Raw genomic sequence first — 22,123 nt, forward strand, 5'->3', positions numbered from 1 at the left:
GCGCCTCGCGGCTTTGACAGCGGCGGGGCCCCCTGACTGACGAGCGGGGGGCCGCGCCGCTCAAAGGACAGGGTCAGATAGGGACAGGGTCAGATGTCGCGGAAGGTCTCGATCCGCGCGCCCAGCGCGTTCAGCCGCTCGGCCAGATCCTCATACCCCCGGTTGATCACATACACGTTGCGCAGCACGGACGTGCCCTCGGCCGCCATCATCGCCAGCAGCACCACCACCGCGGGCCGCAACGCCGGCGGGCACATCATCTCCGCGCTGCGCCACCGCGTCGGCCCCTCCACCAGCACCCGGTGCGGGTCCAGCAGCTTCACCGACGCGCCCAGCCGGGTCAGCTCCGTCAGGTAGATCGCACGGTTGTCGTACACCCAGTCGTGGATCAGCGTCGACCCCTGCGCCGAGGCCGCGATCGCCGCGAAGAACGGCACGTTGTCGATGTTCAGGCCGGGGAACGGCATCGGGTGGATCTTGTCGATGGGGGAGACCAGCTTCGAGGGCCGCACCGTCAGGTCCACCAGCCGCGTACGGCCGTTCGCCGCCGCGTACTCGCCGCCCCGATCGTGATCGAGCCCCATCTCCTCCAGCACCGCGAGCTCGATCTCCAGGAACTCCACCGGCACCCGGCAGATCGTCAGCTCCGACGACGTCACCACCGCCGCCGCCAGCAGGCTCATCGCCTCCACCGGGTCCTCGGACGGGGAGTAGTCGACGTCCCGCTCGATGTGCGGCACCCCGTGCACCGTCAGCGTCGTCGTGCCGATGCCCTCCACCCGCACGCCCAGCTGCTCCAGGAAGAAGCACAGGTCCTGCACCATGTAGTTGGACGAGGCGTTGCGGATCACCGTCACCCCGTCGTGGCGGGCGGCGGCCAGCAGCGCGTTCTCCGTCACCGTGTCGCCCCGCTCGGTCAGCACGATCGGCCGCGACGGCGCCACCCCGCGATCCACCCGCGCATGGTAGAAACCACCCGTCGCGGTGATGTCGAGCCCGAAGTGCCGCAACGCCGACATGTGCGGCTGCACCGTACGCGTGCCCAGGTCACAGCCGCCCGCGTACGGGATCTGGAACTGCTCCGTGCGGTGCATCAGCGGACCCAGGAACATGATCACGCTCCGGGTACGGCGCGCCGCCTCGGTGTCCATCGCCTCCAGCTCCAGCCGGGACGGCGGCACGATCTCCAGGTCACTGCCCTCGTTGATCCAGCGCGCCCGCACCCCGATCGAGGCCAGCACCTCCAGGATGCGGTACACCTCCTCGATCCGCGCCACCTTGCGCAGGATCGTCCGGCCGGAGTTGAGCAGCGACGCGCACAGCAGCGCCACGCACGCGTTCTTCGACGTCTTGACGTCGATGCTGCCCGACAACCGGCGGCCGCCCACCACCCGCAGATGCATCGGCCCGGCATAACCGAGCGAGACGATCTCACTGTCGAGCGCCTCGCCGATCCGGGCGATCATCTCAAGACTGATGTTCTGGTTTCCGCGCTCGATCCGGTTCACCGCGCTCTGGCTCGTCGCCAGCGCATCCGCCAGCTGCAGCTGCGTCCAACCGCGATGCTGGCGAGCGTCCCGGATCAGCCGGCCGATCCGCACAAGGTAATCATCTGCCACAACAGCGAACCATATCTCACATATGAGATGTAGTTGCGTCCGAGGGTGCCGACGCGCCGGACAACTCCCGAAGACGCGCCAGATGCTCCGGCGTCGCCTGCGCCTTCGCCTTGTGCACGAACGCCTGCCGCGCCTGCCGGAAGCCGTTCTGATCGTCGAACATGTCCCGGCTCATCTCCGCCAGCTCCTCCGCCCGATAGGCGTCCAGCGGCTTACGCCGCTCATCGGCCTCCCGCGCATGCCGCCTGCCCGCCAGGAACCGGTCATAACCCGGATCGGCCGCCAGCCGCTCGGCGTACTCCAGCACCCGCCGCTCGAAGTCCAGCCGCGAACCCGACAGCGCCTTGTCGGCCAGCCCGAACTCCACCGCCTCCGCCGCGCCGATCGGCAACGCCTCCTGCGTCAAAGCCCGCGCCCGCTCCGCACCCACCCGGCGCGTCAGCGAATACGTCCAGTACTCGCTGCCGAACAACCCCATCGTGCGGTAATGCGGGTTCAGCACCACCGAGTCACGCACGATCACCCGGTCGGCGCCCAGCCCCATCATCACCCCGCCCGCACCGGCGTTGCCCCCGATCGAGGTCACCACCAGCTGGCTCGTGCAGCCCACGATCTCCCGGCACACCGCGTTGATGGCGTTGATGTTCATCCACGCCTCCAGCTCCGGCTGCTGCGCCGCCTCGATCACGTTCAGGTGGATGCCGTTGGAGAACACCTCGCCACCGCGCACCACCAGCACCCGCGTGTCCTGCGAGACCGCGTACCGCAGCGCCGAGGCCAGCCGCCGGCACTGATCGGTCGACATCGCGCCGTTGTAGAAGTCGAAGCTCACCACGCCCACGCCCTCGCTGCGGTCGTAGGTGATCTCGCTGTAGCCCGACCGCTGCGGCGCCCCCGCCACCAGGTCGCCCAGCGCCAGCGTCGCCGGCAGCTTGATGCCGCCCTCCCGCTCGACCTTCACATGACCCACCCACAGCGTGCCGTCACCGGTGTGCACCAGCACCGCGCCCTCCCGGCGCCCCGCCACCTCACCGGGCGTCCCCGCCAGCTCAGGGCCCCGGTAGACGTCGAACACCCGCACCGGCAGGTCACACAGAACCACCCGCCCGCCGGGCGCGCCGTCGGCCGCGCGCACCCGCCGCAGGATGTCCTCGGTCGGCTCGCTCCAGGAGAACTCCCGGTCGGCGTGCCGCATCGCCCGCCGCAACCGGCCCCGCACCTCCGGCGAGCGGTAGTCCAGCGGCACCGGCACGAACGCCGGATCGGCCGCCTTGTCCGCCACCTCCGCCACCAGCTCGACCGCCGCGTCCGAGACCGGCCCGTTGTACAGCGCCGACTTGCGCGGCGGCTCGGCCGGCATCGGGAACGTCCGGTACCCCCAGATGGGGCCGGCGTCCATCTCCTCCACCGCCTGCAGCGCCGTGACGCCCCACTCGGGCTCGGCGTCGGCGATCGCCCAGTCCAGCGAGGACGGGCCCCGGTCACCGGGCGGCCCCGGGTGGATGATCACCGTACGGTGGGTGCGCCACAACGCGTCCGGCACCCGCTCCTTCAGGAACGGGCAGATGATCAGATCGGGCTTGTGCAGCTCGGCCGCCTCCGTCATCTGCTCCTGCGAGATGGCCAGCTCGACACCGACGTCATGCCCGGAACGGCGCAACTCGAGCCAGGCGCGCTGGGTCAGGCCGTTGAAGGAGGAACAGAGCAGCAAGATACGCAACGCGGGAACTTCTTTCCGAACAGGGGAGCAGCGGTCACCAGGGGAGGGGCTACCAGGCGGACGGCGGATCGCCGCACGCGTCACGACCCTTTACGGCAGTCCCATATGACCCATACATGCACATGATGCTGACATGAAACTTCCACTGCTGGTGACCAATCACGGCAAAAAGCCACGTCCGCAGCCCCAGATTGACCCGCTTTGCCCCGTAAGATCCCGCCAGGTCACAGCCCCCCACCCCCAACGAAAAAGGGGCGCCCGAGCGGGGGAGTAGCCCGAGCGCCCCCGGCGATGACAGCCCGCCCATGCGAGACACATCACCACACCCCCAGCATCCCGCCCCACCACCCCACCCCAGGTCACGCCCAGGACAGAATCCACCGCCGGCCCCTTGACACAACCCCACCCCACCACGATCCAAACCCGCCCGCCCACCCCGACTTCCCGCACCCCCAAAACCCCTTGAACCGACCTTCACCCCCACGACACCCACCCACCGGTCGTCACCCCGCATCCTGACCAGAGAAGGGGGACACACCATGCACACCACCCTCACCACCCTGACCGCCACCCTCGCCCTCACCACCGCCTGTACCACCGCCTGCACCACCACACCACCGACTCACGACACCGCCGCCCACCCACCATCCGCAGCCGCCCGCACCACCGACTGCGGCCGAACCCCCACCGGCCTCCACATCACCGCAGACCTCCCCACCCCACCCACCACCGCCTGCACCACCGCCCGCCACGTCGCCGACGCCTACCACCGCAACCGCCCCACCCCAGGCGACGACCTCCCCAACTTCACCGTCAACGTGGACGGCACCACCTGGGAATGCCGCCAACTCGATCGCCCCCGCCCCCACGGCCGCTGCCAACACCCCGCGGGCGGCGACGTCACCCTCACCTGACCGCTCAAGCCCACATCCGCCCGAACGGCCGCTCCTGGATATACCGCCGCCACTCCTGCATGGTCAGCGACCGCACACATCACCGCCCCGGAACAACAGCCCCGAGCGGGCGCGGGGGAGCGGCCACCCCGCCACGGGCACCCGATCAGGCGATACCGCCCACCGGCTTGCCGTTGTGCAGCCCCCCGACACACACCAGCCGCGTCGGACTCGACGAACTAGGCATGACGATCCCGGCCCCGAGCACACAGCCGGCGATCGTGACCGTCCCCGCCCGGAGCACTTCAGCCGAAGCGGCCGACGCGACGCCCACCGGCAGCACGGCACCGAACGCGAGCACAGCGGCGACGACACCGACTCGAAACATAATCCCGTCCAATCACTATGAGTCATGATAAGTGACTCATAGCTACCGCACCCACCACACCCCGAAACCCTCTACCGTACGACTGACAATGATCAAGAAAGGAGCCACATGCCCGACCACACCCTCAACCGCCGCACCCTCCTCACCCTCGGCACCACAACAGCCGCCGGCCTCTTAGGACTCGCCACCCCCGCCCGCGCCACCGCCCCCACCTGGGAGAACATCGTCGAAAAGACGTCATTCGACGACCAGGCCAGCTTCACCGCCGGCTGGCAGCACGGTTACCCCTGGGGCCAATACCACAACGGCGCCGCCAAAATGCTCCCCGGCAAGGCCACCCTCTCCGGCGGCGTCCTCACCCTCACCGCCACCCGCCTCGCCACCAGCACCGAGAACAGCCCCTCGAACCCGAACGCCCCCATCTGGTACCACTCCGGCGCCGTCCACGCCACAACCCCCATCCTCATCAACGACCAATTCCCCGAGTACGACATCGAAGGCGAATTCCGCACCCAGACCGGCCAAGGCATCTGGCCCGCCTTCTGGACCACCGGCATCTACCCCGACTGGCCCCCCGAGAGCGACATCCTCGAATACGTCGGCGACTCCACCAACCTCTTCAACACCTGGACCAAAGCCGCCGGCGAGAACGACCCCGCAGAACGCACCCCACTACCCGTCGCCGACCCCGGCGCCTGGCACCGCTACCGCCTCTGGATGGAGAAGGACGGCGACGACGTCCTGCTCGACTACTACTTCGACGGCCAATGGCAGGCCACCCACCGCGGCGTCGGCTGGGCCGGCATCCCGCAGTACCTCATCATCAACCTGCAGATGGGCTCCTGGGCCTCCGGCGTCGAACCCGGCGACCCCGAATGGCCCCAGCAGCCCGGTCCCAGCGGCGACACCACTTTCCAAGCCCGAAATGTCTGGTTCGGCCGCACTCGTAACTGGTGACCGTCCGTGACCTGAAGCGAGGGGAACTCCTGGCCGCGAGCCTGGCGGGGTAGGGGAGCGGCCCCTGTGATTCGAGGCCGGACGCGACCTGCCCGCGCTCCTGCACCGCCTCCGGCGCGCGGGCACCGCCTTCACACCGGCTTCTTCCAGGGGATCCACTCGCCGCGTGGCCGCGTCCACGTCGAGCGCCGCGATGGGACGCCATCACGCGTCTGTCCCGTCTCAAACGATCCGCTCACCGTCCAAGACCCTGCCTGGCCAGGGAGCAGATCGTTTGAGACATCCCGCCTTCGTAAGGCTCATCTGATCTGCTCTGTTAGCAGCGTTTGTTGAGCAACGTCTCATCTGATCTGCCCGGCGAGATGGTTCGCTGCAAAACATCTCGCCGGATGGCTACTCCCGTCGATCAGATGTTCCCGGCGTAGATGCTCACCTTTCGGTCGTTCCAGGTCGCCGAGCGTTCAAGCGTGAGACCAAGCTTCTCCGCAACGCGTTGAGATGGCACGTTGTCGGGGTTGATGATCGCGATGAGCCGATCGAGGTGAAGGGCGTCGCGAGCGTGGTCGCGGCAGGCGACTGCGGCTTCGGTAGCGTAGCCGTTACCCTGGAGATCGGCTCGGACAAGGTAGCCGATCTCAACGTGGATGGCTCCCTCGACGTTTTGCACGGTCAAGCCACAGTTGCCGACGAACTCGCCGGTGTCCTGAAGCGTGATCAGCCACAATCCGTGGCCGTGTTCTGCGTAGAGACGCTGGTTCCATTCGATCCAGCCCAAGGCTTCGTCGCGGGTCTTGGGCCTCGGGTAGTACCGCATGACCTCGGGGTCGCCCAACAGTTCCGCCATGTCGTCGAGGTCGTCAACTGTCATTTCGCGGAAGGTGAGTCTCTGGGTGGGCACTGGTGTGCGGCGTAGGGGGGTCACTGAATTCCTTTCCAGCGGGGTGCTCTTCGGGCGACCCAGCGTCCCACGGGGTCGTTCTGAAGCGCGGGCATGGTGTGGTTCGGCACGACGCGGCGTTGCACTTCGCGGTTGAAGTAGGCGAGGGAGGGACCTCCGCTCGCGGCCGGCAACCGCCAGTGGGTGGAAGCGAGAAGGCCTGTCAGAGCGACGATCTCGGGATAGTCGATGGCGTGATGACCTGACGGATAGGTGTGGTGGTGGAGGTGATGAGCGCAGCGACCAGATATGGCTAAACGCCCGACGGGATTGATTGAGACAACCGTGATCACGGTGCAGGTCAATTGAGACGCGAGCCCAGATGCACGCCCCCGGAAGCGGCCGCAGGGAGCAGGTTAAGTGAGACAAGCGCGGAACGAGAGCAGGTCGCGTGAGACACCGAGCAGGTCATCTGCGATGGGACGCCATCACGCGTCCCGCCATACGACGCTAAATCGGCATGAACGGGATGAAATACGCTATACCAGACAGAACCCACATTCTGTCTGGTATCACAATCGAGGATGAGGGCGGCCGGAAGCGGGGGCCGGGGGTCATAAACGGTTGACGAAGCGCGCGGCCGCGCGCTGGCTCATGCCGGTTTCGCCGCGTACGAGGAAGACGGCTTCCTGGATCTGGCCGACCGCCTTCAGCTCTCGTGCTTGATCGACGAGGTCGATGCTGACCGTCGGCCTGTTGCGCGGGTTCCTGGTGAGCCGGACAGCGAAGATGATCAGCCAGATGGCTGCGGCGGTGATCACCGCGGTGATCGCGACGAGGCTCGGTGTGGTGATGGCGAGGGCGGGCATGTGCAGGCGACTGCCCGGGTGCGCGGGCTTTATTCACCGCGGCGGCTCGTTGCTTGATAATGAACATTATGTCAAGTAGACCGTTCCGCGGGATCCCCTGTCGGAAGGACGTGACCGTGCGCCCGCTCAGCCGGCGCCGGTGCGCCCACCACAGCAGCGCCTGAGCGGCAAGCAGCAGCGGGACGATGAGCAGCGCCGCGACGGCCATCCGCTCGAGCGTGCCGGCCCCGCGAGTGCTCGGTGAGGAGTCCGAGTGCCGCTCCTCCCCCCGAAAGCGATGAGTCCGTCGATGCCGAGGCCGGCGGGGATGGTCAGTGAGGAGGGCGACGGCCAGGCGGGTGGTCGCTCCCGAGGGCTGATCGTGTCTCGTTCTCGAGTTGAGGGGGTTTCGTTCTCAGGTATGGGGTCGCAGCGCCGGGGTGAGGAGTTTGAGTGCGGCGCCCATGAGGAGGCGTACGGCGCCGATGATGAGCCAGCCGGTGAGGATGGCGGTGGGGCCGTCGATGCGTAAGGGCAGGCCGAGGGTGGTGCACAGCAGTGCGGACAGCCATAGGGCGGCTGGGGTCAGCAGGAGGGGGATGGCGAGGGTGGCGGGGCGGAGTGGGGCTGGGGTGTGGGGGTGGGTGCGGTGGAGGGTGATGCGGCCGGCGAGGGTGGTGGCGAGCAGGAGGAGTGCGGTGATGGCGATGGCCTGGGCCTGGTGTGCGGGCGGGCCGTCGAGGTGGATGCCGGGGGTGAGGTGGAGGGCGGCCCAGGCGGCGGCGGTGGAGCCGGCCAGTGCGATGGCGATGGTGGTGGTGGTGCGTGGTTGTGGGGGTGGTTGTGGGGGTGGTTGTGGGGGTGGTTGTGGGGGTGGGTGCGCCATTGCTTCAGAATCACATGGAATTCGGGGTTTGTGAGGTGGCGCACATTTGGCGGTGTTTGTGTGCGTAATGCAGGTGCTTATTGTGCGGTGGCGCGCAGTGGAAGTCGGGAAATGGCGGGTTTTGCCGGTTTCTCGCAGGTGGGGCGGGGGTGCGTAGCGTGATGGGTGCTGGTCGGCGGGGTGGGGTGCCGCTCCCCCGCCGGTGGGATGGGTGTGCCGGTGTGGAGATTTTTTAGCCGTGTCGGGGTGCGTGCGCAGGGTGATATCGGGGGTGTTGAGCGGGGGTTTCAGCGGCCGGGGCGGCCCGGTGGGGGCTTTGACGGCGGAATTGACTGTGTGTTGATTGGGTGTCGCCCGCTGGGGGTGGCGTTTTAGGGTGGAGCTCCTGCTATTCGCGCCGCGAGAGGAGCAGCACGTGGGGACTGAGTCGGTGTTATGCCCGGTGTGCCGGGGGGTTCTTCCCGCTTCGGGGAAGGATGCGTACACGACGTTGCGTGGTCGGCTGATCGTGACGAACGGGTACTGCGCGGGTGGTTGCGCGGAGCGGCGGACGGCCGAGCAGGAGCAGCGGCTTGCACAGCAGCAGGCGCAGCCGACTCGGCCGCAGCCTCGGGTGCAGGCGCAGCCCCGGCGGGAGCCCTCCCCCGCGCCGGTTCTTGCTGGGCCGGTGCCGTTGCGGGTGGTGCGCTGACCGGTCGACGGCCGGCGGTCAGGTGTGGCCGTCGGTGGTGTGCCAGTAGTCGCGGGTGCGGATGGCGAGCCCGTCGGGGGTGAAGCGGGCGAAGACGCAGCCCGCGAGGGTGACGGGGCGGCCGTCCTCGTGGGCGTGGACGCGGAACTCGATGGCGGCCTGGTCTCCGTCGACGATCGGGGTGGCGAAGGTGACGTGGGGGTCGGTCTCGCCGCTGAAGGACCAGGTGATGTAGTCGGCGATGGCCTTCTTGCCGCGGTGGGGCGGGCGGAAGGGCATGCTGAGGTGTTCGGCGTCGTCGTGGTAGAGGGCGATGATGGCGTCGGTGTCGTGGTGGGTCCAGCCGTGCTGCCAGGTGTCGGCGAAGCGCTGAGCGGCGGTCCTGGTGTCCATGGCGGGTCTTCAGGGCGTGTAGGGGCGGGCGGCGGTGACGGCGGTCAGCGGCAGGGGCCCGTAAAGGTGGGGGTAGCCGTTCTCGACGCGGACGTCGAGGCCGGTGGGGTCGATGTCGAGGACCAGCAGCGGCTCGGTGACGTCGGCGTAGAAGGTGTCGTGGACGGTGCGCAGCTGGGCGAGGTCGCGGCTGCAGTGGATGAAGCCTTCGTCGTCGAGGGTGCGGCCGAGGGTGGAGATGCGGTACTCCCCCGCGTTCTGGGCGTGCTGCCAGTCGGCGTGCAGGGCGAGGTGGTGGATCACGGGCCTCATTATGGCGTGCTCGATGGCGAGGGTGAGCAGGGTGCGGGCTTCGTCGAGGGGGCGGCGTTCGACGAGGTGCTCGAGCCAGAGGGTGGAGACGGTGGTGTGGAGCAGGCGCAGGCGGGGGTCGTCGGGCGGCAGGCGGAGGGTGTCGGCGAGGATGCGGAGGCAGCCGTCGCTCCAGCGGCGGGCGAGGGCCTGCAGGGCGGGGTCGCGGCCGGCGTGGACGTAGAGCTCCCACAGGGCGAGCTGGCGGGTGTGGTCGGCGGCGGCGACCTGGTCGAGGAGGCGGTGGGGGCCGTGGCGGGTGATCCAGGTGCGGGTGGTGGCGAGTTCGCGGTCGACGAGCTGGGCGAAGGCTTCGGCGATGAGCTGGTCGCGTGAGGTGAAGTAGTAGGTGGTGGCGGCCAGGGGCAGGCCGGCGCGGTGGGCGACGGCGCGGTGGGTGACGGCGGCGAATCCGCCGTGGGTGAGCAGGTGGACGGCGGCGTCGAGGAGGGTGGCGCGGCGGCGTCTGCTGCGGTCTTGGGCGGGGCTGCCGTGTGGGGTCAATGGCCACCTGCGAGGTTGAGGACGACGACGCCGGCGATGATGAGGAGGATACCGCCGATCTTGAGGGCGGTGAGGGTCTCGCCCATGAAGGCGGCGCCGATGAGGGCGATGGCGGCGGTGCCGGCGCCTGACCAGACGGCGTAGGCGGTGCCCATGTCGAGGTGGAGTTTGAGTACGCGGGCGAGCAGGGCGAAGGAGGTGAGGTAGCCGGCGGCGACGACGATGCTCCAGCCGAGGTGGGTCAGGCCGTTGGAGAGTTTGAGTGCGCTGGTGGCGAGGACTTCTGAGGCGATGGCGAGGGCGAGCAGGAGCCAGGCCATGGGGTCTCCCCGGAGTGAAGTGGTACGGGCGTACCGAATTTTAGGGCTCTTCTCCCCCGGGTCCGCGTTGGCGGGAACTGCTTGAAAACGCTGTCGAAAACGTGTTCCACTGGTGGCGTGGGTTGGGACGTGCTGGCGTTGGTCGATGACGAGGCTGCCGATGATCGGCCGCTGATCGAGCGGCGTGCGGTGGTGCGTGGCGGTTTTTACGAGATGCAGGCCCGTACGGTGATCGAGCGGGTGCCGCCCGCGGCGGGCATCGTCCAGCAGTGGGCCGTCTCCCCCTATCGCGGGTGTGCTCATGCGTGCCGGGGGTGCGGTGCGCGGGCGGGGCATCGGCGGCTGGGGCTGGGTGCGGGGGCGGATTTCGACGAGCGGATCGTGGTGCGGCCGAACGTGGTGGAGCGGTTGCGGGCGGAGCTTGCGCGGTGGGACGGGCAGGAGCTGGCGGTGGGGGTGGGTGGTGACTGTTATCAGGCGGCGGAGGAGACGTACCGGCTGATGCCGGGGGTGATCGGGGCGCTGGCGGCTTCGGGGACGCCGTTCACGGTTTACACCAAGAGTGCGCTGGTGGTGCGGGATGCGCCGTTGCTGGTGCGGGCGGGTGCGCGGGTGGCGGTGTCGATCGCGTTCGTGGACGAGCGGATCCGGCGGGCGGTGGAGCCGGGCGCGCCGACGGCGCAGGCTCGGCTGGAGCTGGTGTCGGCGCTGGTGGAGGCGGGGGTGGAGTGCCGGGTGCTGATGGCTCCGGTGCTGCCGTTGCTGAGTGACGCGGCCGATCAGCTGGGGGCGACGGTGCGGCGGATCGCGGCGACGGGTGCGCGGGTGGTGGAGCCGGTGGTGCTGCGGCTGCCGTCGGGGACGCGGGAGTGGTATCTGGAGTGGCTGGGGCGGGCTCATCCGGCTCTGGTGGAGCGGTATGAGGAGCTGTACGACCGGGCGGGGTCGCCGTCGGAGGGTTACGAGCGGCGTATCACGGGGCAGATCGCGCAGCTGTGCCGGGTGTACGGGATGGAGTGTGGTGCTCCTGAGCCGGTGCCGGGTGAGCCGAAGGCGGCTCAGCTGGCGCTGGTGTAGGGGCGCTCGAACTCGTCAGCCGGACGCTTTTCCGAACCGTTCAGCAAGCCCGGCGTCAGGCTGGCCCGGCCGGGGAAGAGAAGATCGTCTCAGGCGGCGTGGCGAGACGGGAGTCCGTATCGCCGTGTGCACGCGATGTAGCGGTTCTCCTTGCAGTGCCGACCTCACGGCGAGATTCGTTGGTGCCGTTCGCACGGAATATAGGGCCGATTGTTCGAAAATTGAGCTTTGCCGCTGGTGGGGGGACGTCTTGGGCGACCGTCGCTAGCGTGGAATTGTCCATAGCGCCGTTGGGGTGACGTTCGTACACCCGTGAACGACGCTTCGACTGTTCCAGGCCGGACCTGGGACTCTTCCCTCCATCAGGAGGAGACCAATGGTGAAACGACTTCTCGTCGCCATGGCCGTGGCCTCGTCCACGCTGGTGATCAGCAGCCCTGTCAGCTCTCAAGCCGCCACCGTCACCGACACGAACTGCACCGTCGCCGGGCAGAGCGCCGCACCGGGAAACGCCGCGGTCAAGTGCCGCTGGAAGACCGTCTACGGCGACTGGTGCAAGCAGTGCTACAGGCACGGAAAGTGGAGGACCGAGTTCTGCAAGGACGCAGATGAGGTCGAGGACGACTAGAAGCGGCTGGGCGCTCCACTAGCGCCAGCGCATCCGGCGCTCCGCGAGGATTCTCCTCGCGGAGCGCCCTATTCCCGGCCAGGCGGGGCTGCTGGCCGCTCGCCGCGGCTGGGGCACCCCTGCCTGATCACCCCTGCCTGATCACCTCGGGCGTGCCGCTACTGGCCGACGTTGGCGTTGTACTTCTGGATGGCCTGCTGCAGCCCGTCAGCCGCCGCCTGCATGGCCTGCTGGGCCGAGGTCTTCGGCTCCTGGCCGGCGCCGGCGGGGACGGCCTGCTCCAGGCCGACCTCGGCGGCCTTCCTGGCTTCGGGCATGATGCCGAGCAGGCAGCCGGAGGTGGCCGGCGAGGGCTGCTGGGCGCGCAGCTGGGTGACGGCGACCTGGAAGTTGGCGTCGTCGTTGGACTTGGCCTGCGGGTTGACCGGCACGTACCCGGTCGCGGCGTGCCACTTGGCCTGCTGCTCGGGCGTGTTGGAGAACTTCACGAACTCCCAGGCGGCGCGCTTTTCTGCGTCGCTGTGGCCGACGGCGTCGATCCACAGCGACGCGCCGCCGATGATGGTGCCGCCGCTGGAGGAGGCCGACGGCTTGGGGAACGGCGCGGTCTTCAGCTCGAACTTGCCCTCGGCGGCCTGGGTGTAGCCGCCGAGGGCGGAGGTGGATTCCAGGTGCAGGGCGACGGTGCCGGTCTTGAAGGCGTTCTGGGCCTGGTCGGTGGGGCGGCCGGTGTTGGTGGCGTAGCCCTCCTTGACCAGGGTGCCGAGCCATTCGGCGAACTTGGGGCCGGCGCCGGTGCCGAAGTTGACCTTGGTGGCCAGGCCGTTCCTGCCGTTGCCGTTGTCGCAGTACTCGGCGTTGTCCTGGGCGGTGAGCTGTTCGACGAACCAGCCGTACAGGGCGGCGTTGAAGCCGTACTGCTTGACGGTGCCGCCCTCCTTGACGGTGAGCTTCTTGGCCCATTCGCCGATCTCGTCCAGCGTCGCCGGGGGCTTGTCGGGGTCGAGGCCGGCCTTGCGTACGGCGTCGGCGTTCATGTAGAGCAGCGGCGCGGAGGAGTTGAACGGCATCGACCAGAGCTTGCCCTGGATGGAGTAGTAGCTGGCGATGTTGGGTTCGATGTTGGCGTTCTGGTCGAACTTGTCGGCCTCGATGAACTTGTACATCGGCACGACCTGCTGGGCGTCGTACATGAAGCGGGAGCCGATGTCGTAGATCTGCACGAGCGGCGGGGTGGCCTCCTGCTGGACGGCCTGCTTGTAGGCGACGATCATCTGGTCGTAGTCGCCCTTGAAGACCGGTTTGACGGTGATGTTGGGGTTGGCCTTCTTGAAGTCGTCGACCATTGCCTTGATGGCGAGCTCGTTCTTCTCCTTCATGGAGTGCCAGAACTCGATCTCGACGGGCTCGGTGATCGCGTCGGGGCCGGGGGCGGTGGCGGCCTCACCGCCCTCGCCTGAGCCGCCGTCGCTGCCGCAGCCCGCCAGGGTGAGCGACAGCGCGGCCGCGACGGCCAGTGCGCCGCGCAGGTGCCGGGTTCGGGGAGATGCCATGGGGGGAACTCCGTTTCTGGTTCGAGGAGGTCACTTGACCGCGCCCGCGGTGAGCCCGCGGATGATGAAGCGCTGTCCGAAGATCACGAGTGCGAGGGTGGGGAGCAGGGCCAGGGTGACCCCGGCCAGGATGAGCGTGGGGCTGGAGGACTCGGCGTCGTTCAGCATGGACACGCCGATCTGCAGGGTCTTGTACCTGTCGTCGTTGCCGAGGATGAGGGGCCAGAAGTACTGGTTCCAGGTGGTCATGAAGACGTAGACGCCGACGGCGGCGATGGCCGGCTTCGACAGCGGCAGCAGGATGCGCCACAGGAAGCGCAGGTGGCCGCAGCCGTCCATGACGGCGGCGTCGCGTACCTCGACGGGGAACTGCAGGAACGACTGCCGCAGCAGGAACGTGCCGAAGGCGTGGGCCAGGAACGGCAGGGTCAGCCCGAGGTAGGTGAGCGGTCCCTTGGTCAGGCCCAGGTCGGAGATGAGCAGGTAGTTCGGCAGGATGATCGCTTCCCACGGGACCATGAGGGTCACCATGAACAGCGCGAACATCGCGGTCTTGGCCCACATGCGCAGGAACGCGAACGCGTAGGCGGCAAGGACGCTGGTCAGCAGCTGGCAGATGGTGACGATGCCGGTCTGGATCGCCGAGTTGAGGTATTGGCGGGCCAGCGGGATCGTGTCGAGCGCCGAGGTGAAGTTGCCGAGGTCGATCGCCGTCGGGATGAGCTTGGGCGGGTAGCTGGCCAGGTCGCTGGGGGTCATGATGCCGCCGACGACGGCGTAGTACAGCGGGAAGACCACCGGCAGGGCGCACACGCCGAGCACGACGTAGACGACGAGCTTGCTCGTGAAGGATGAGGTGGTGGAAGAGCGGCTCATCGGTAGTGGACTTTCCTTTCCAGCACGCCGAACTGGATGCCCGTGCAGATCAGCACGATGACCAGCAGCACGATCGCGGCGGCGCTGGCGGTGCCGAAGTCGGAGGAGCCGTAGCTGAAGGCCTTCTCGTAGATCCAGTAGACGAGCGTGGAGGTGGCGCCGTCGGGTCCGCCCTTGGTGAGGATGTGGATCTGGCCGAAGCTCTGCAGCGCGTGGATCGTGGAGATCACGATGAGGAAGAACAGCTGTGGCGACAGCATGGGGATGGTGATGCGGTGGTGCAGCCGCCATCCGGTGGCTCCGTCCAGCCTGGCCGCCTCCACCACCTCGGTGGGGATGGCGCCGACCCCGGCCGACAGGACGAGCACGTTGTAGCCGAGCGTCATCCAGACGGTGGTGATCGAGACGGAGATGAGGGCCAGGTCGGGTTCGGTGAGCCAGCCGATGCGTTCCACGCCGATGTGGCTGAGGATGCCGTTGGCCATGCCGACGGCGGGGTTGTAGATGAGCGCGAAGATCACCGACGCGGTCGCGACCGAGAAGGCGAACGGCAGCGCGAACACCGTGCGGAACATGCGCTGCCCGCTGATGCGCGACTCCAGCAGCAGCACGACGGCGAGGGCGCCGAGGATCGCCGGAACCACCGTGAACAGGACGAACAGCGCGGTCGTGCCGATCGCCTTGAAGAAGGCGGGGTCGGAGAACATGGCCGTGAAGTTGTCCAGGCCGACGAACTTGTTGGCCCGCCCGATGATGTCGGTCCCCATGGTGGACAGGTAGAAGGTCCTGCCGAGGGGGTAGAAGACGAAGATCGCGAAGATGAGCAGTGAGGGCGCGAGGTAGAGCAGTGCTAACCGGCGCTCGCCCGTCGGTCCCCGTTGACTGATAGCGCGCGCTTGCATGGTCGTGCGGTCCTGCTTTCGTTCATGGTGTATTCACATTCGTGCTTGCTGGATTCTGCCTATCGCGGTCAGCTTGCGGTAGGTCTGACCAGTGTCTTCACCATGAACGTTCGCGGAATGTTATTCGGCCGAGGAGGGGGCCGTTCATCGGCGGTGGCCGCTCTGACAGCGTTTGGCGGGGGTCGCGCCTCACAGGTCCAGCACGACGTCGTGGCGGGGGCGCGAGCAGCAGATGAGCGCCTGGCCGGCGGGCGGCGGCTCCAGGGGGTCGGGGGCGTAGTCGACGTCGCCGGACAGCAGCGGCGTGGCGCAGGTGTGGCAGACGCCCGTACGGCAGGACCAGCGCGTGGGCACGTCGCAGGCGTCGGCGAGGTCGAGCAGGGAGCGGTGGCGGGGTGACCAGGCGACCGCCAGGCCGCTGCGGGCGAAGGTGATGAGCGGGCCGGTGCCCGGCTCCCCCGGCGGCTGGTGCGGGGCCACGGCGGGGCGGGCCGTCAGGCCGGGGGTGATGGCTTCGCGGGCGCCGAACAGCTCGGTGCGGATGCGCTCCGGCGGCAGGCCGAGCCTGGTGAGCATGGCGCGCAGGGCGGTCATGAAGGCGGCGGGGCCGCACAGGTAGGCGGTGGCGTCGGCGGGCGTGGCGTCGGCGGGCAGGCCGAGCGCGGCCAGGCTCTCCAGCGTGGGCCGTCCGCGGTGCACCTCGGGCGGGCGGCCCGCTCCCCCGCCGACGGGGTGGCCCCCACCCGGACCGGCCTCGCCGGGGCCGCTCATGCCGGGGCCGCTCATGCCGGGGCCGCTCATGCCGGGGTCTGTGTAATAGATGTGTTCGCGGGCGTCGGGCAGGGAGGCGAGCAGGGTGTGGGCCTCGCGGGCGAACAGGTGCTCGGCTCGGCTGCGTGCCACGTGGATCCACCACAGCGGCCCTTCTGTGGGCCCTGCTGGGGGTTCGGCGGCCAGGCGGTGCAGCATCGCCATGACGGGGGTGACGCCGACACCGGCCGAGGCGAGGATGACGGGGCCGGTGCGGGGGGCCAGGACGAAGTCGCCGCGGGGAGCCGCTGTCTCCAGCACCGCGCCGGGGCGAAGGTGGCTGTGCAGGTAGCGGCTGACTAGGCCGTGCTCCTCGCGTTTCACGCTGACCCGGTAGCCGGCCGCGCCGGGCGCGGAGGACAGGGAGTAGCTGCGCACAGGCGGCGGGTCGCCTGCTGCGGCGATCCGGAACGTCAGGTACTGCCCGGCCTCGGCGGCCGGCAGTGCGGCCCCGGCGGGCGCCTGGAGGTGGAGGGACAGCACCGAGGGGGTCTCGCGGACGACGGCGGTGACCCGCAGCGGCCGGAACCCCGGCCAGGCCTCGGCGGGCGGCTTGGCGTGCGGTTCGGTGGGCGGCTCGGATCGCGCCGCCAGGTCGAGGAACGACTGGCGCCAGCCGGGGCTGAGCGCGGGGATGGCCAGCGCTCTGCGCAGGTCGTCGGGGTCGCGGCCGGGCAGGTAGAGCAGGGCGTCGATGCTCGCGACGGTGAACGCCTGCGGACCGGTGCGCGTCTTGACGATGGCGTCGCCGGCCCGTACCTCGCCTTCGGTCAGGACGCGCAGGTAGAAGCCGGGCCGGTGGTGGGCGACGAGCAGGGCGGGCAGTTCGGGCTCGCCGAGCCGCATGCCGACGCGGTAGCAGGTGACGCGGGGCTGGGTGACCTCGAACTCGGCCTCGCCGATGCGGTAGCGGTCGCCGATGCACACCTCGTCGTCGGGCAGCCCGTCGACGGTGAAGTTCTCGCCGAACTGGCCGTAGGTGAAGTCGTCGCGGCCGAAGTGCTCCTGCCAGTGGGCGTAGGACTGGATCTGGTAGACCAGCACCGCCCGCTGCTCGCCGCCGTGTCCTTGCAGGTCGCCCTGGCCGTCGCCGTCGATGTTGAGCCGCCTGGCCATGCGCGGCCCGGCGACGGGACGCTTCCAGACGCCGGTGTGCACGGTGCGGCCCTGCCAGGACACGTCTTTCGGCATCCCGACGTTCACCGACAGGAGTGTGGCCGTCATGTTCCTCATAGCGTGAGTGCCCGTCACCTCCCACCCTAATCAGGTGGTACGGGCGCAGTACGGACAGAGTGCTGCCAGCGGCCTTTCCTACGGTGTGCTCACGCCTCTCGAGGCCGGGATCCGGCTTTCGGGGGACCCCCGCGTGAAAGGAAGACCCCGTTGAGATCCAGAATCATCGCGTCCTTCGTGGCCTTGGCCGCCGCGGCCTCCGTCTTCGTCAACGTGCCCGCGGCCTCCGCCGACGGGCTGAGCAACCCGAGCGGCACGCTCACCGTCGAGTGTGCGGGCGCCAAGGCGTTCCTGCAGGTCGACTGGAAGGCCGGCGACCGGGTGACGATCCGCTGGCGGGTCGACGACACCGGTACGGCCGGCGGCGTCTCCCCCGTGCTGCGGATCTCGGCCCACGACTTCGACCACCAGGGGTCGGCGTTCATCTTCCCCGCGGGTGATGCCTACTACATCCACAACGGCGGCAACGGCACCCATGAGGTGGGCCTGAAGTCGGACTGGAACCCCACCGCCATCGGCAACATCAACCACCTGCGGGTGCAGGTCCAGAACGGCACGGCCGCGCAGGGCGTGCACTGCACGCAGGTGCGGGAGATCTGGAACTGGAGCATGATCGGTCACAAGAACGCCATGGGCAAGCGCGGCGTGCCGTACGTGCTGGGAGGCGAGGACACCGCGGCCAACCCCGGCTTGGACTGCTCGGGCCTGGTCAAGGTGTCCTACGACGCGATCGCCCACTTCCCCGGCTGGCCCGTGCGCCGCGCGGTGGACATGTGGCGGTGGGCCGAGAGCCACCAGACCCCGTCGAAGTTCTACGCCAAGTCGGTCGCCTGGTCGGACCTGAAGGTCGGCGACCTGATCTTCTACAAGACGACCGCGGAGGCTGTCGGGCACGTGGCGTTCTGGGAGGGTGACGGCAACGTGCTGGACGCGCTCGAGCCGGGCACCGAGGTCGCCGTGCATCCGGAGGGCAGCCTGCGCAACGTGCGGGTCGCGGCCTTCCGCATCCTGGGCGTGACGACCGTGTCCTAGCTCGTCCTCCTGCGAACGGCTCAGGGTGCCCCGGCACTCTGGGCCTTTCGCGTACTTCTGACCTAAGATCGTGCGGTGTCGCACGTCACGGTCACCGGGTGCGGTCACCGGTGACGCAGGAGAGCTTCGGTGATCTGCTGCGCGCCCTGCGCCGCCGCGCCGGGCTGACCCAGCGGCGGCTCGCCGCCCGGGCAGGGGTGAGCGCGGGCGCGATCCGCGACCTCGAGCAGGGCAGGACGCGCACCCCGAAGCAGGACTCCGTACGCGCGATCGCCGCCGCGCTCGCCCTGGACGACGCCGAGGCCGCACGGCTGCACGCCGCCGCGCGCACCCGGCCCGCCCGGCACACCGAGACTCCCGGCGGGGGGCCGTTGCGCATCCGGGTGCTCGGTCCCGTCGAGGTGTGGCACGGCGAGATGCGGGTCCCGCTCGGCTCCGGCCTGCAACGCACGCTGCTGGCCCGGCTCGCGCTCGGCGCCGGCGCGCCGGCCGGGCAGGACGAGCTGATCGAGCTGCTGTGGCCGGACGGCGCCGCCTCCCGCGCGGTGGGCCTGCTGCACACGCACGTCGCCCGCTTACGCCGGCTCCTGGAGAAGGGCTCCCGGCCCGGACCCAGCCCGGAAAGCGGGCCCCGAAGCGAGGCCGACTCCGGCAGCAGTTCCAGCGGCGGGTCTGGAGGCGGGTCTGGAGGCGGGTCTGGAGGCGGGTCTGGAGGCGGGGGCGTGCTGCCCGGGGGGCGGGGCGGGTACCGGCTCGCGGTCAACGCCGACCAGCTCGACCTGCTGCGCTTTCGCGACCTGATCGCGCGGGCGGCCTGTGACGGGCCTGAGGAGGCGCTGGCCCGGCTCGGCAAGGCCGTCGCGCTGTGGCGGGGAGAGCTCGACGTGCCGCAGCTCGCCTCCGGCCCGCTGCAGGCCGCGGTGACGGCCGAGTACGCCGCCGCCGTAGGCAGGTTCGCCGCCCTGGCGCGCGACCTCGGCGTACCGGAACGGGCCCTGGAGCCGGTGGGCCGGCTGGCGCGGCGGCACGAGCTCGACGAGCCGCTGCACGCCGAGCTGATCCTCACCCTGGCCGCGAGCGGCAGGCAGGCGCAGGCGCTGGCCGCGTACGAGAGCATCAGGGCCGCGCTGGCCGACCAGCTCGGCATCGACCCCGGCGAGCGGCTGCGCGAGGCCCACCTCGCGGTCCTGCGCCGGCAGGAGCGCCACGCGGCGGGATGGACGGCGATCCAGCAGGCGCCCGCCCCGCCCCCGGACTTCGTCGGCCGGACGTCCGAACTGGCCGCCGTCGAAGCCGCCTTGACCAGCCGCCACGAGGAAGCCAGGAACGCGGCCGGCCGGAACGAGGAAACCCTGGAGGAGGCGGGCCGGCGCGAGGAAACCCCCGACGGGACGGGCAGGCGGGAGGAGGTGGGGGTGCCGCCGAGGATTGTGCTGATCGACGGGATCGCGGGTGTCGGGAAGACGGCGCTCGCGCTCGCCGCCGCTCACCGTCTGCGCGCCCGCTACCCCGACGGCCAGCTGTACGCCGACCTGCGTGGCTCCGCGGCGGCGGCGCCGGAGCCGATGCGGGTGCTGGGCCGGTTCCTGCGGGCGCTGGGCGTGCCGGGCCGGCGGATCGGGACCGACGAGAGCGAGGCGGCCGCGTTGTTCCGCAGCGAGCTGGCCGATCGGCGGATGCTGGTGCTGCTGGACAACGCGCACGACGCGGGCCAGGTGCTGCCGCTGCTGCCCGGCGCGGGCGGCAGCGACCTGATCGTCACCAGCAGGCGCAGGATGGCGGGCCTGGCCGGGGCGCGTACCGTGCACCTCGAGCCGCTGGACGCGCGGGAGTCGGTCACGCTGATCGCCGCGACGGCGGGAGCGCACCGTGTGCGGGCCGATCCCGGCGCGGCGGGAGCGCTGGCCGAGGCGTGCGCGCACCTGCCGCTGGCGCTGCGCATCGCCGGGGCGCGGCTGGCCACCCGGCAGGCGTGGACGATCGGTGACCTGACCAGGCGGCTGCGTGACGACAACCGCAGGCTGGCCGAGCTGTCCACCGGCGAGTCGAGCGTGCTGGCCGGTTTCCAGCTCGGCTACGCCGATCTGAGTGGCGCTGCCCGGCAGGCGTTCCGGTTGTGCAGCCTGCATCCGGCCGACGACTTCGGGGCGGGCGCGACCGGCGCGCTGCTCGGCCTGCCGTCCGCCGAGGCCGACCGGGTGCTGGAGGAGCTGCTGGAGGCGAACATGCTGCTGCAGTACGCGGCCGACCGTTACCGCTTCCACGACCTGCTCGGCCTGTACGCGCGGCGGCTGCTGGCCGAGGATCCGGAGGGCGAGGCGGCGCGGGCCCGGTTGCACGCCTGGTACATCGACACGGTGACGGCGGCGATGGAGTGGGTCTACCCGCAGCTGGTCAGGCTCGGCAGGCACGCCCGCAGGCAGGAGGTGTTCGCCGGGGAGGAAGAGGCGCTGGCCTGGCTGGACGGCGAGCTGCCGGCGCTGGTGGCGATCGTGCGGCAGACGGCCGTGTCGCAGGACCCGGCGGCGGCGTGGCGCATCACCGACCAGTTGCGCGGCTATTTCCTGATCCGGCGGCACGTGGAGGGGTGGCTGCCGGCGGCGCAGGCGGGCATGGAGGCGGCCGGGCGGGCCGGGGACGACGCGGCGCGGACCGCGATGCTGATCAGCCGCGGGCAGGCGTTGTGGTCGGCGGGCCGGGACGAGGAGGCGCTGGCGGACTGCCTGGCCGGTGAGCGGCTCGCGGTGGACACCGATCAGCCGAGGGCGGCGGCGTACCTGGCGCATCAGATCGGCTGGCTGCGGCTGGAGCAGGGCAGGCTCGCCGAGGCCGAGACGTGGTTGCGGCGGGCGCTGGCGCGGACGGAGGACGAGCCGCGCGGGCACGTGCGGGCGGTCGCGCTCAACGGGCTGGGGGTGCTGCGGCTGAGCCAGGGTGAGCTGCGGGAGGCGGCCGGGCTGTTCGGGGCGGCGCTGGCGATCAACGAGGAGACGGGCCGGCTGACGTCGGCGCTGGTGAACCGGGGCAATCTGGCCAGTGCGTTGCGGGGGCTGGGTGCGGAGGAGCGGGCGGGCGGGCTGCTGGGCGAGGTGCTGGCGGCGTATCGGAGGGCGGCGAACCTGCGCGGTGAGCTGTCGACGCTGGATGAGCTGGGTCTGCTGCACTTGCAGCGCGGGGACGCCGCGACGGGGCTGGGGGTGGCGCGGCGGGCGTATGACATGGCTCTCGCGGTGCGCGACAGGAAGGCCGACGGCGCAGACGGCGGCGACGGTGGCGGAGGCGTATCTGGCGCTGGGTGAGGCGGGCACGGCGGCGGCGTGGTTCGAGCGGGGCGTGGAGCTGGCGCGGGGTGGTTATCCGTTTGGGGAGGCGCGGGCGCTGGCCGGGCTCGCCGCCGCGCGGTTGCGTGCCGGTGACGTGGCGGGGGCGCGGGACGCGGCCGGGCAGGCGGCGGGGATCGCGGCGGCGTGCCGGTTCCGGCTGCTGGAGGGGCGGGCGCGGGCGGTGCTGGCCGAGGCGGGGCCGGGTCGGCTGATCACGGGTGTGGGTAGGAGGTCATAGGCTC

The 22,123-nt window shown here is 70.0% G+C and carries 20 protein-coding genes; 7 read left to right on the forward strand and 13 right to left on the reverse strand.

From position 1 onward, the window contains the following. Positions 1–89: 89 nt before the first annotated feature. Both AB0K12_RS29460 and AB0K12_RS29465 read right to left on the reverse strand, forming a co-directional pair. Positions 90–1,619, reverse strand: a complete 1,530-nt coding sequence (locus AB0K12_RS29460; protein WP_364568098.1) for a UDP-N-acetylglucosamine 1-carboxyvinyltransferase — start codon at positions 1,617–1,619, stop codon at positions 90–92. Between the two features lie 16 nt (positions 1,620–1,635). Then, on the reverse strand, positions 1,636–3,339 hold the full coding sequence (locus AB0K12_RS29465) for an enoyl-CoA hydratase-related protein (protein WP_364568101.1): 1,704 nt from the start codon (positions 3,337–3,339) through the stop codon (positions 1,636–1,638). Between the two features lie 539 nt (positions 3,340–3,878). Between AB0K12_RS29465 and AB0K12_RS29470 the strand changes: the two genes are divergently transcribed. Continuing rightward, a complete protein-coding gene (locus tag AB0K12_RS29470; protein ID WP_364568104.1) occupies positions 3,879–4,253 on the forward strand; it encodes a hypothetical protein in 375 nt (124 codons plus the stop codon). A gap of 145 nt (positions 4,254–4,398) precedes the next feature. On the opposite strand, the gene AB0K12_RS29475 is transcribed toward AB0K12_RS29470, so the two are convergent. After that, entirely contained in the window at positions 4,399–4,593 is a 195-nt protein-coding gene (locus AB0K12_RS29475; protein WP_364568107.1) for a hypothetical protein, read from the reverse strand. Positions 4,594–4,728: 135 nt separating this feature from the next. On the opposite strand from AB0K12_RS29475, the gene AB0K12_RS29480 reads away from it, so the two are divergent. Next, positions 4,729–5,577: a family 16 glycosylhydrolase gene (locus AB0K12_RS29480; protein ID WP_364568110.1), complete on the forward strand. Its 849-nt coding sequence runs from the start codon at positions 4,729–4,731 to the stop codon at positions 5,575–5,577. Between the two features lie 406 nt (positions 5,578–5,983). On the opposite strand, the gene AB0K12_RS29485 is transcribed toward AB0K12_RS29480, so the two are convergent. From AB0K12_RS29485 to AB0K12_RS29510, 6 genes are all read right to left on the reverse strand, one after another. Further along, positions 5,984–6,499, reverse strand: a complete 516-nt coding sequence (locus AB0K12_RS29485) for a GNAT family N-acetyltransferase (protein ID WP_364568113.1) — start codon at positions 6,497–6,499, stop codon at positions 5,984–5,986. 569 nt (positions 6,500–7,068) lie between these two features. Beyond that, positions 7,069–7,323, reverse strand: a complete 255-nt coding sequence (locus AB0K12_RS29490; protein WP_364568115.1) for a hypothetical protein — start codon at positions 7,321–7,323, stop codon at positions 7,069–7,071. Between the two features lie 394 nt (positions 7,324–7,717). Continuing rightward, complete coding sequence (locus AB0K12_RS29495) at positions 7,718–8,188, reverse strand: hypothetical protein (RefSeq protein WP_364568118.1); 471 nt, start codon at positions 8,186–8,188, stop codon at positions 7,718–7,720. A 709-nt stretch (positions 8,189–8,897) separates the two neighbouring features. Further along, positions 8,898–9,272: a nuclear transport factor 2 family protein gene (locus AB0K12_RS29500; RefSeq protein ID WP_364568120.1), complete on the reverse strand. Its 375-nt coding sequence runs from the start codon at positions 9,270–9,272 to the stop codon at positions 8,898–8,900. A gap of 9 nt (positions 9,273–9,281) precedes the next feature. Beyond that, positions 9,282–10,127, reverse strand: coding sequence for a DUF952 domain-containing protein (locus tag AB0K12_RS29505; RefSeq protein WP_364568123.1), 846 nt, complete (start codon positions 10,125–10,127; stop codon positions 9,282–9,284). After that, positions 10,124–10,447, reverse strand: a complete 324-nt coding sequence (locus tag AB0K12_RS29510) for a multidrug efflux SMR transporter (RefSeq protein ID WP_345407234.1) — start codon at positions 10,445–10,447, stop codon at positions 10,124–10,126. The genes AB0K12_RS29505 and AB0K12_RS29510 overlap by 4 nt, the downstream gene beginning before the upstream one ends. Before the next feature lie 117 nt (positions 10,448–10,564). On the opposite strand from AB0K12_RS29510, the gene AB0K12_RS29515 reads away from it, so the two are divergent. Continuing rightward, positions 10,565–11,524: a radical SAM protein gene (locus tag AB0K12_RS29515; RefSeq protein ID WP_364568126.1), complete on the forward strand. Its 960-nt coding sequence runs from the start codon at positions 10,565–10,567 to the stop codon at positions 11,522–11,524. 376 nt (positions 11,525–11,900) lie between these two features. Further along, positions 11,901–12,152, forward strand: a complete 252-nt coding sequence (locus tag AB0K12_RS29520) for a hypothetical protein (RefSeq protein ID WP_364568129.1) — start codon at positions 11,901–11,903, stop codon at positions 12,150–12,152. Positions 12,153–12,310: 158 nt separating this feature from the next. On the opposite strand, the gene AB0K12_RS29525 is transcribed toward AB0K12_RS29520, so the two are convergent. From AB0K12_RS29525 to AB0K12_RS29540, 4 genes are all read right to left on the reverse strand, one after another. Then, complete coding sequence (locus AB0K12_RS29525) at positions 12,311–13,705, reverse strand: ABC transporter substrate-binding protein (protein WP_364568132.1); 1,395 nt, start codon at positions 13,703–13,705, stop codon at positions 12,311–12,313. Positions 13,706–13,735: 30 nt separating this feature from the next. Then, entirely contained in the window at positions 13,736–14,581 is an 846-nt protein-coding gene (locus AB0K12_RS29530) for a carbohydrate ABC transporter permease (protein ID WP_345407201.1), read from the reverse strand. Beyond that, positions 14,578–15,483, reverse strand: coding sequence for a sugar ABC transporter permease (locus AB0K12_RS29535; protein WP_364568135.1), 906 nt, complete (start codon positions 15,481–15,483; stop codon positions 14,578–14,580). The genes AB0K12_RS29530 and AB0K12_RS29535 overlap by 4 nt, the downstream gene beginning before the upstream one ends. Positions 15,484–15,672: 189 nt before the next feature. Beyond that, positions 15,673–17,517: an MOSC and FAD-binding oxidoreductase domain-containing protein gene (locus AB0K12_RS29540; protein WP_364568137.1), complete on the reverse strand. Its 1,845-nt coding sequence runs from the start codon at positions 17,515–17,517 to the stop codon at positions 15,673–15,675. A gap of 159 nt (positions 17,518–17,676) precedes the next feature. On the opposite strand from AB0K12_RS29540, the gene AB0K12_RS29545 reads away from it, so the two are divergent. From AB0K12_RS29545 to AB0K12_RS29555, 3 genes are all read left to right on the forward strand, one after another. Continuing rightward, a complete protein-coding gene (locus AB0K12_RS29545) occupies positions 17,677–18,558 on the forward strand; it encodes an NlpC/P60 family protein (protein ID WP_364568140.1) in 882 nt (293 codons plus the stop codon). A gap of 98 nt (positions 18,559–18,656) precedes the next feature. Further along, positions 18,657–21,857 (forward strand): BTAD domain-containing putative transcriptional regulator, encoded by a 3,201-nt coding sequence (locus tag AB0K12_RS29550; RefSeq protein ID WP_364568143.1) that lies wholly within the window; start codon positions 18,657–18,659, stop codon positions 21,855–21,857. Further along, entirely contained in the window at positions 21,829–22,119 is a 291-nt protein-coding gene (locus tag AB0K12_RS29555) for a hypothetical protein (RefSeq protein WP_364568146.1), read from the forward strand. Before AB0K12_RS29550 ends, AB0K12_RS29555 begins: the two co-directional genes overlap by 29 nt. The last annotated feature ends 4 nt before the right edge of the window (positions 22,120–22,123 follow it).

Origin of the sequence: Nonomuraea sp. NPDC049419, from assembly GCF_040676995.1 — a bacterium.
GTDB classification, from domain to species: domain Bacteria; phylum Actinomycetota; class Actinomycetes; order Streptosporangiales; family Streptosporangiaceae; genus Nonomuraea; species Nonomuraea salmonea.

Coding starts and splice junctions, on each gene's coding strand:
- AB0K12_RS29525 (WP_364568132.1), bottom strand. CDS start 13,705: ATGGCATCTCCCCGAACCCGGCACCTGCGCGGCGCACTGGCCGTCGCG.
- AB0K12_RS29495 (WP_364568118.1), bottom strand. CDS start 8,188: ATGGCGCACCCACCCCCACAACCACCCCCACAACCACCCCCACAACCA.
- AB0K12_RS29540 (WP_364568137.1), bottom strand. CDS start 17,517: ATGACGGCCACACTCCTGTCGGTGAACGTCGGGATGCCGAAAGACGTG.
- AB0K12_RS29500 (WP_364568120.1), bottom strand. CDS start 9,272: ATGGACACCAGGACCGCCGCTCAGCGCTTCGCCGACACCTGGCAGCAC.
- AB0K12_RS29470 (WP_364568104.1), top strand. CDS start 3,879: ATGCACACCACCCTCACCACCCTGACCGCCACCCTCGCCCTCACCACC.
- AB0K12_RS29535 (WP_364568135.1), bottom strand. CDS start 15,483: ATGCAAGCGCGCGCTATCAGTCAACGGGGACCGACGGGCGAGCGCCGG.
- AB0K12_RS29480 (WP_364568110.1), top strand. CDS start 4,729: ATGCCCGACCACACCCTCAACCGCCGCACCCTCCTCACCCTCGGCACC.
- AB0K12_RS29520 (WP_364568129.1), top strand. CDS start 11,901: ATGGTGAAACGACTTCTCGTCGCCATGGCCGTGGCCTCGTCCACGCTG.
- AB0K12_RS29490 (WP_364568115.1), bottom strand. CDS start 7,323: ATGCCCGCCCTCGCCATCACCACACCGAGCCTCGTCGCGATCACCGCG.
- AB0K12_RS29510 (WP_345407234.1), bottom strand. CDS start 10,447: ATGGCCTGGCTCCTGCTCGCCCTCGCCATCGCCTCAGAAGTCCTCGCC.
- AB0K12_RS29530 (WP_345407201.1), bottom strand. CDS start 14,581: ATGAGCCGCTCTTCCACCACCTCATCCTTCACGAGCAAGCTCGTCGTC.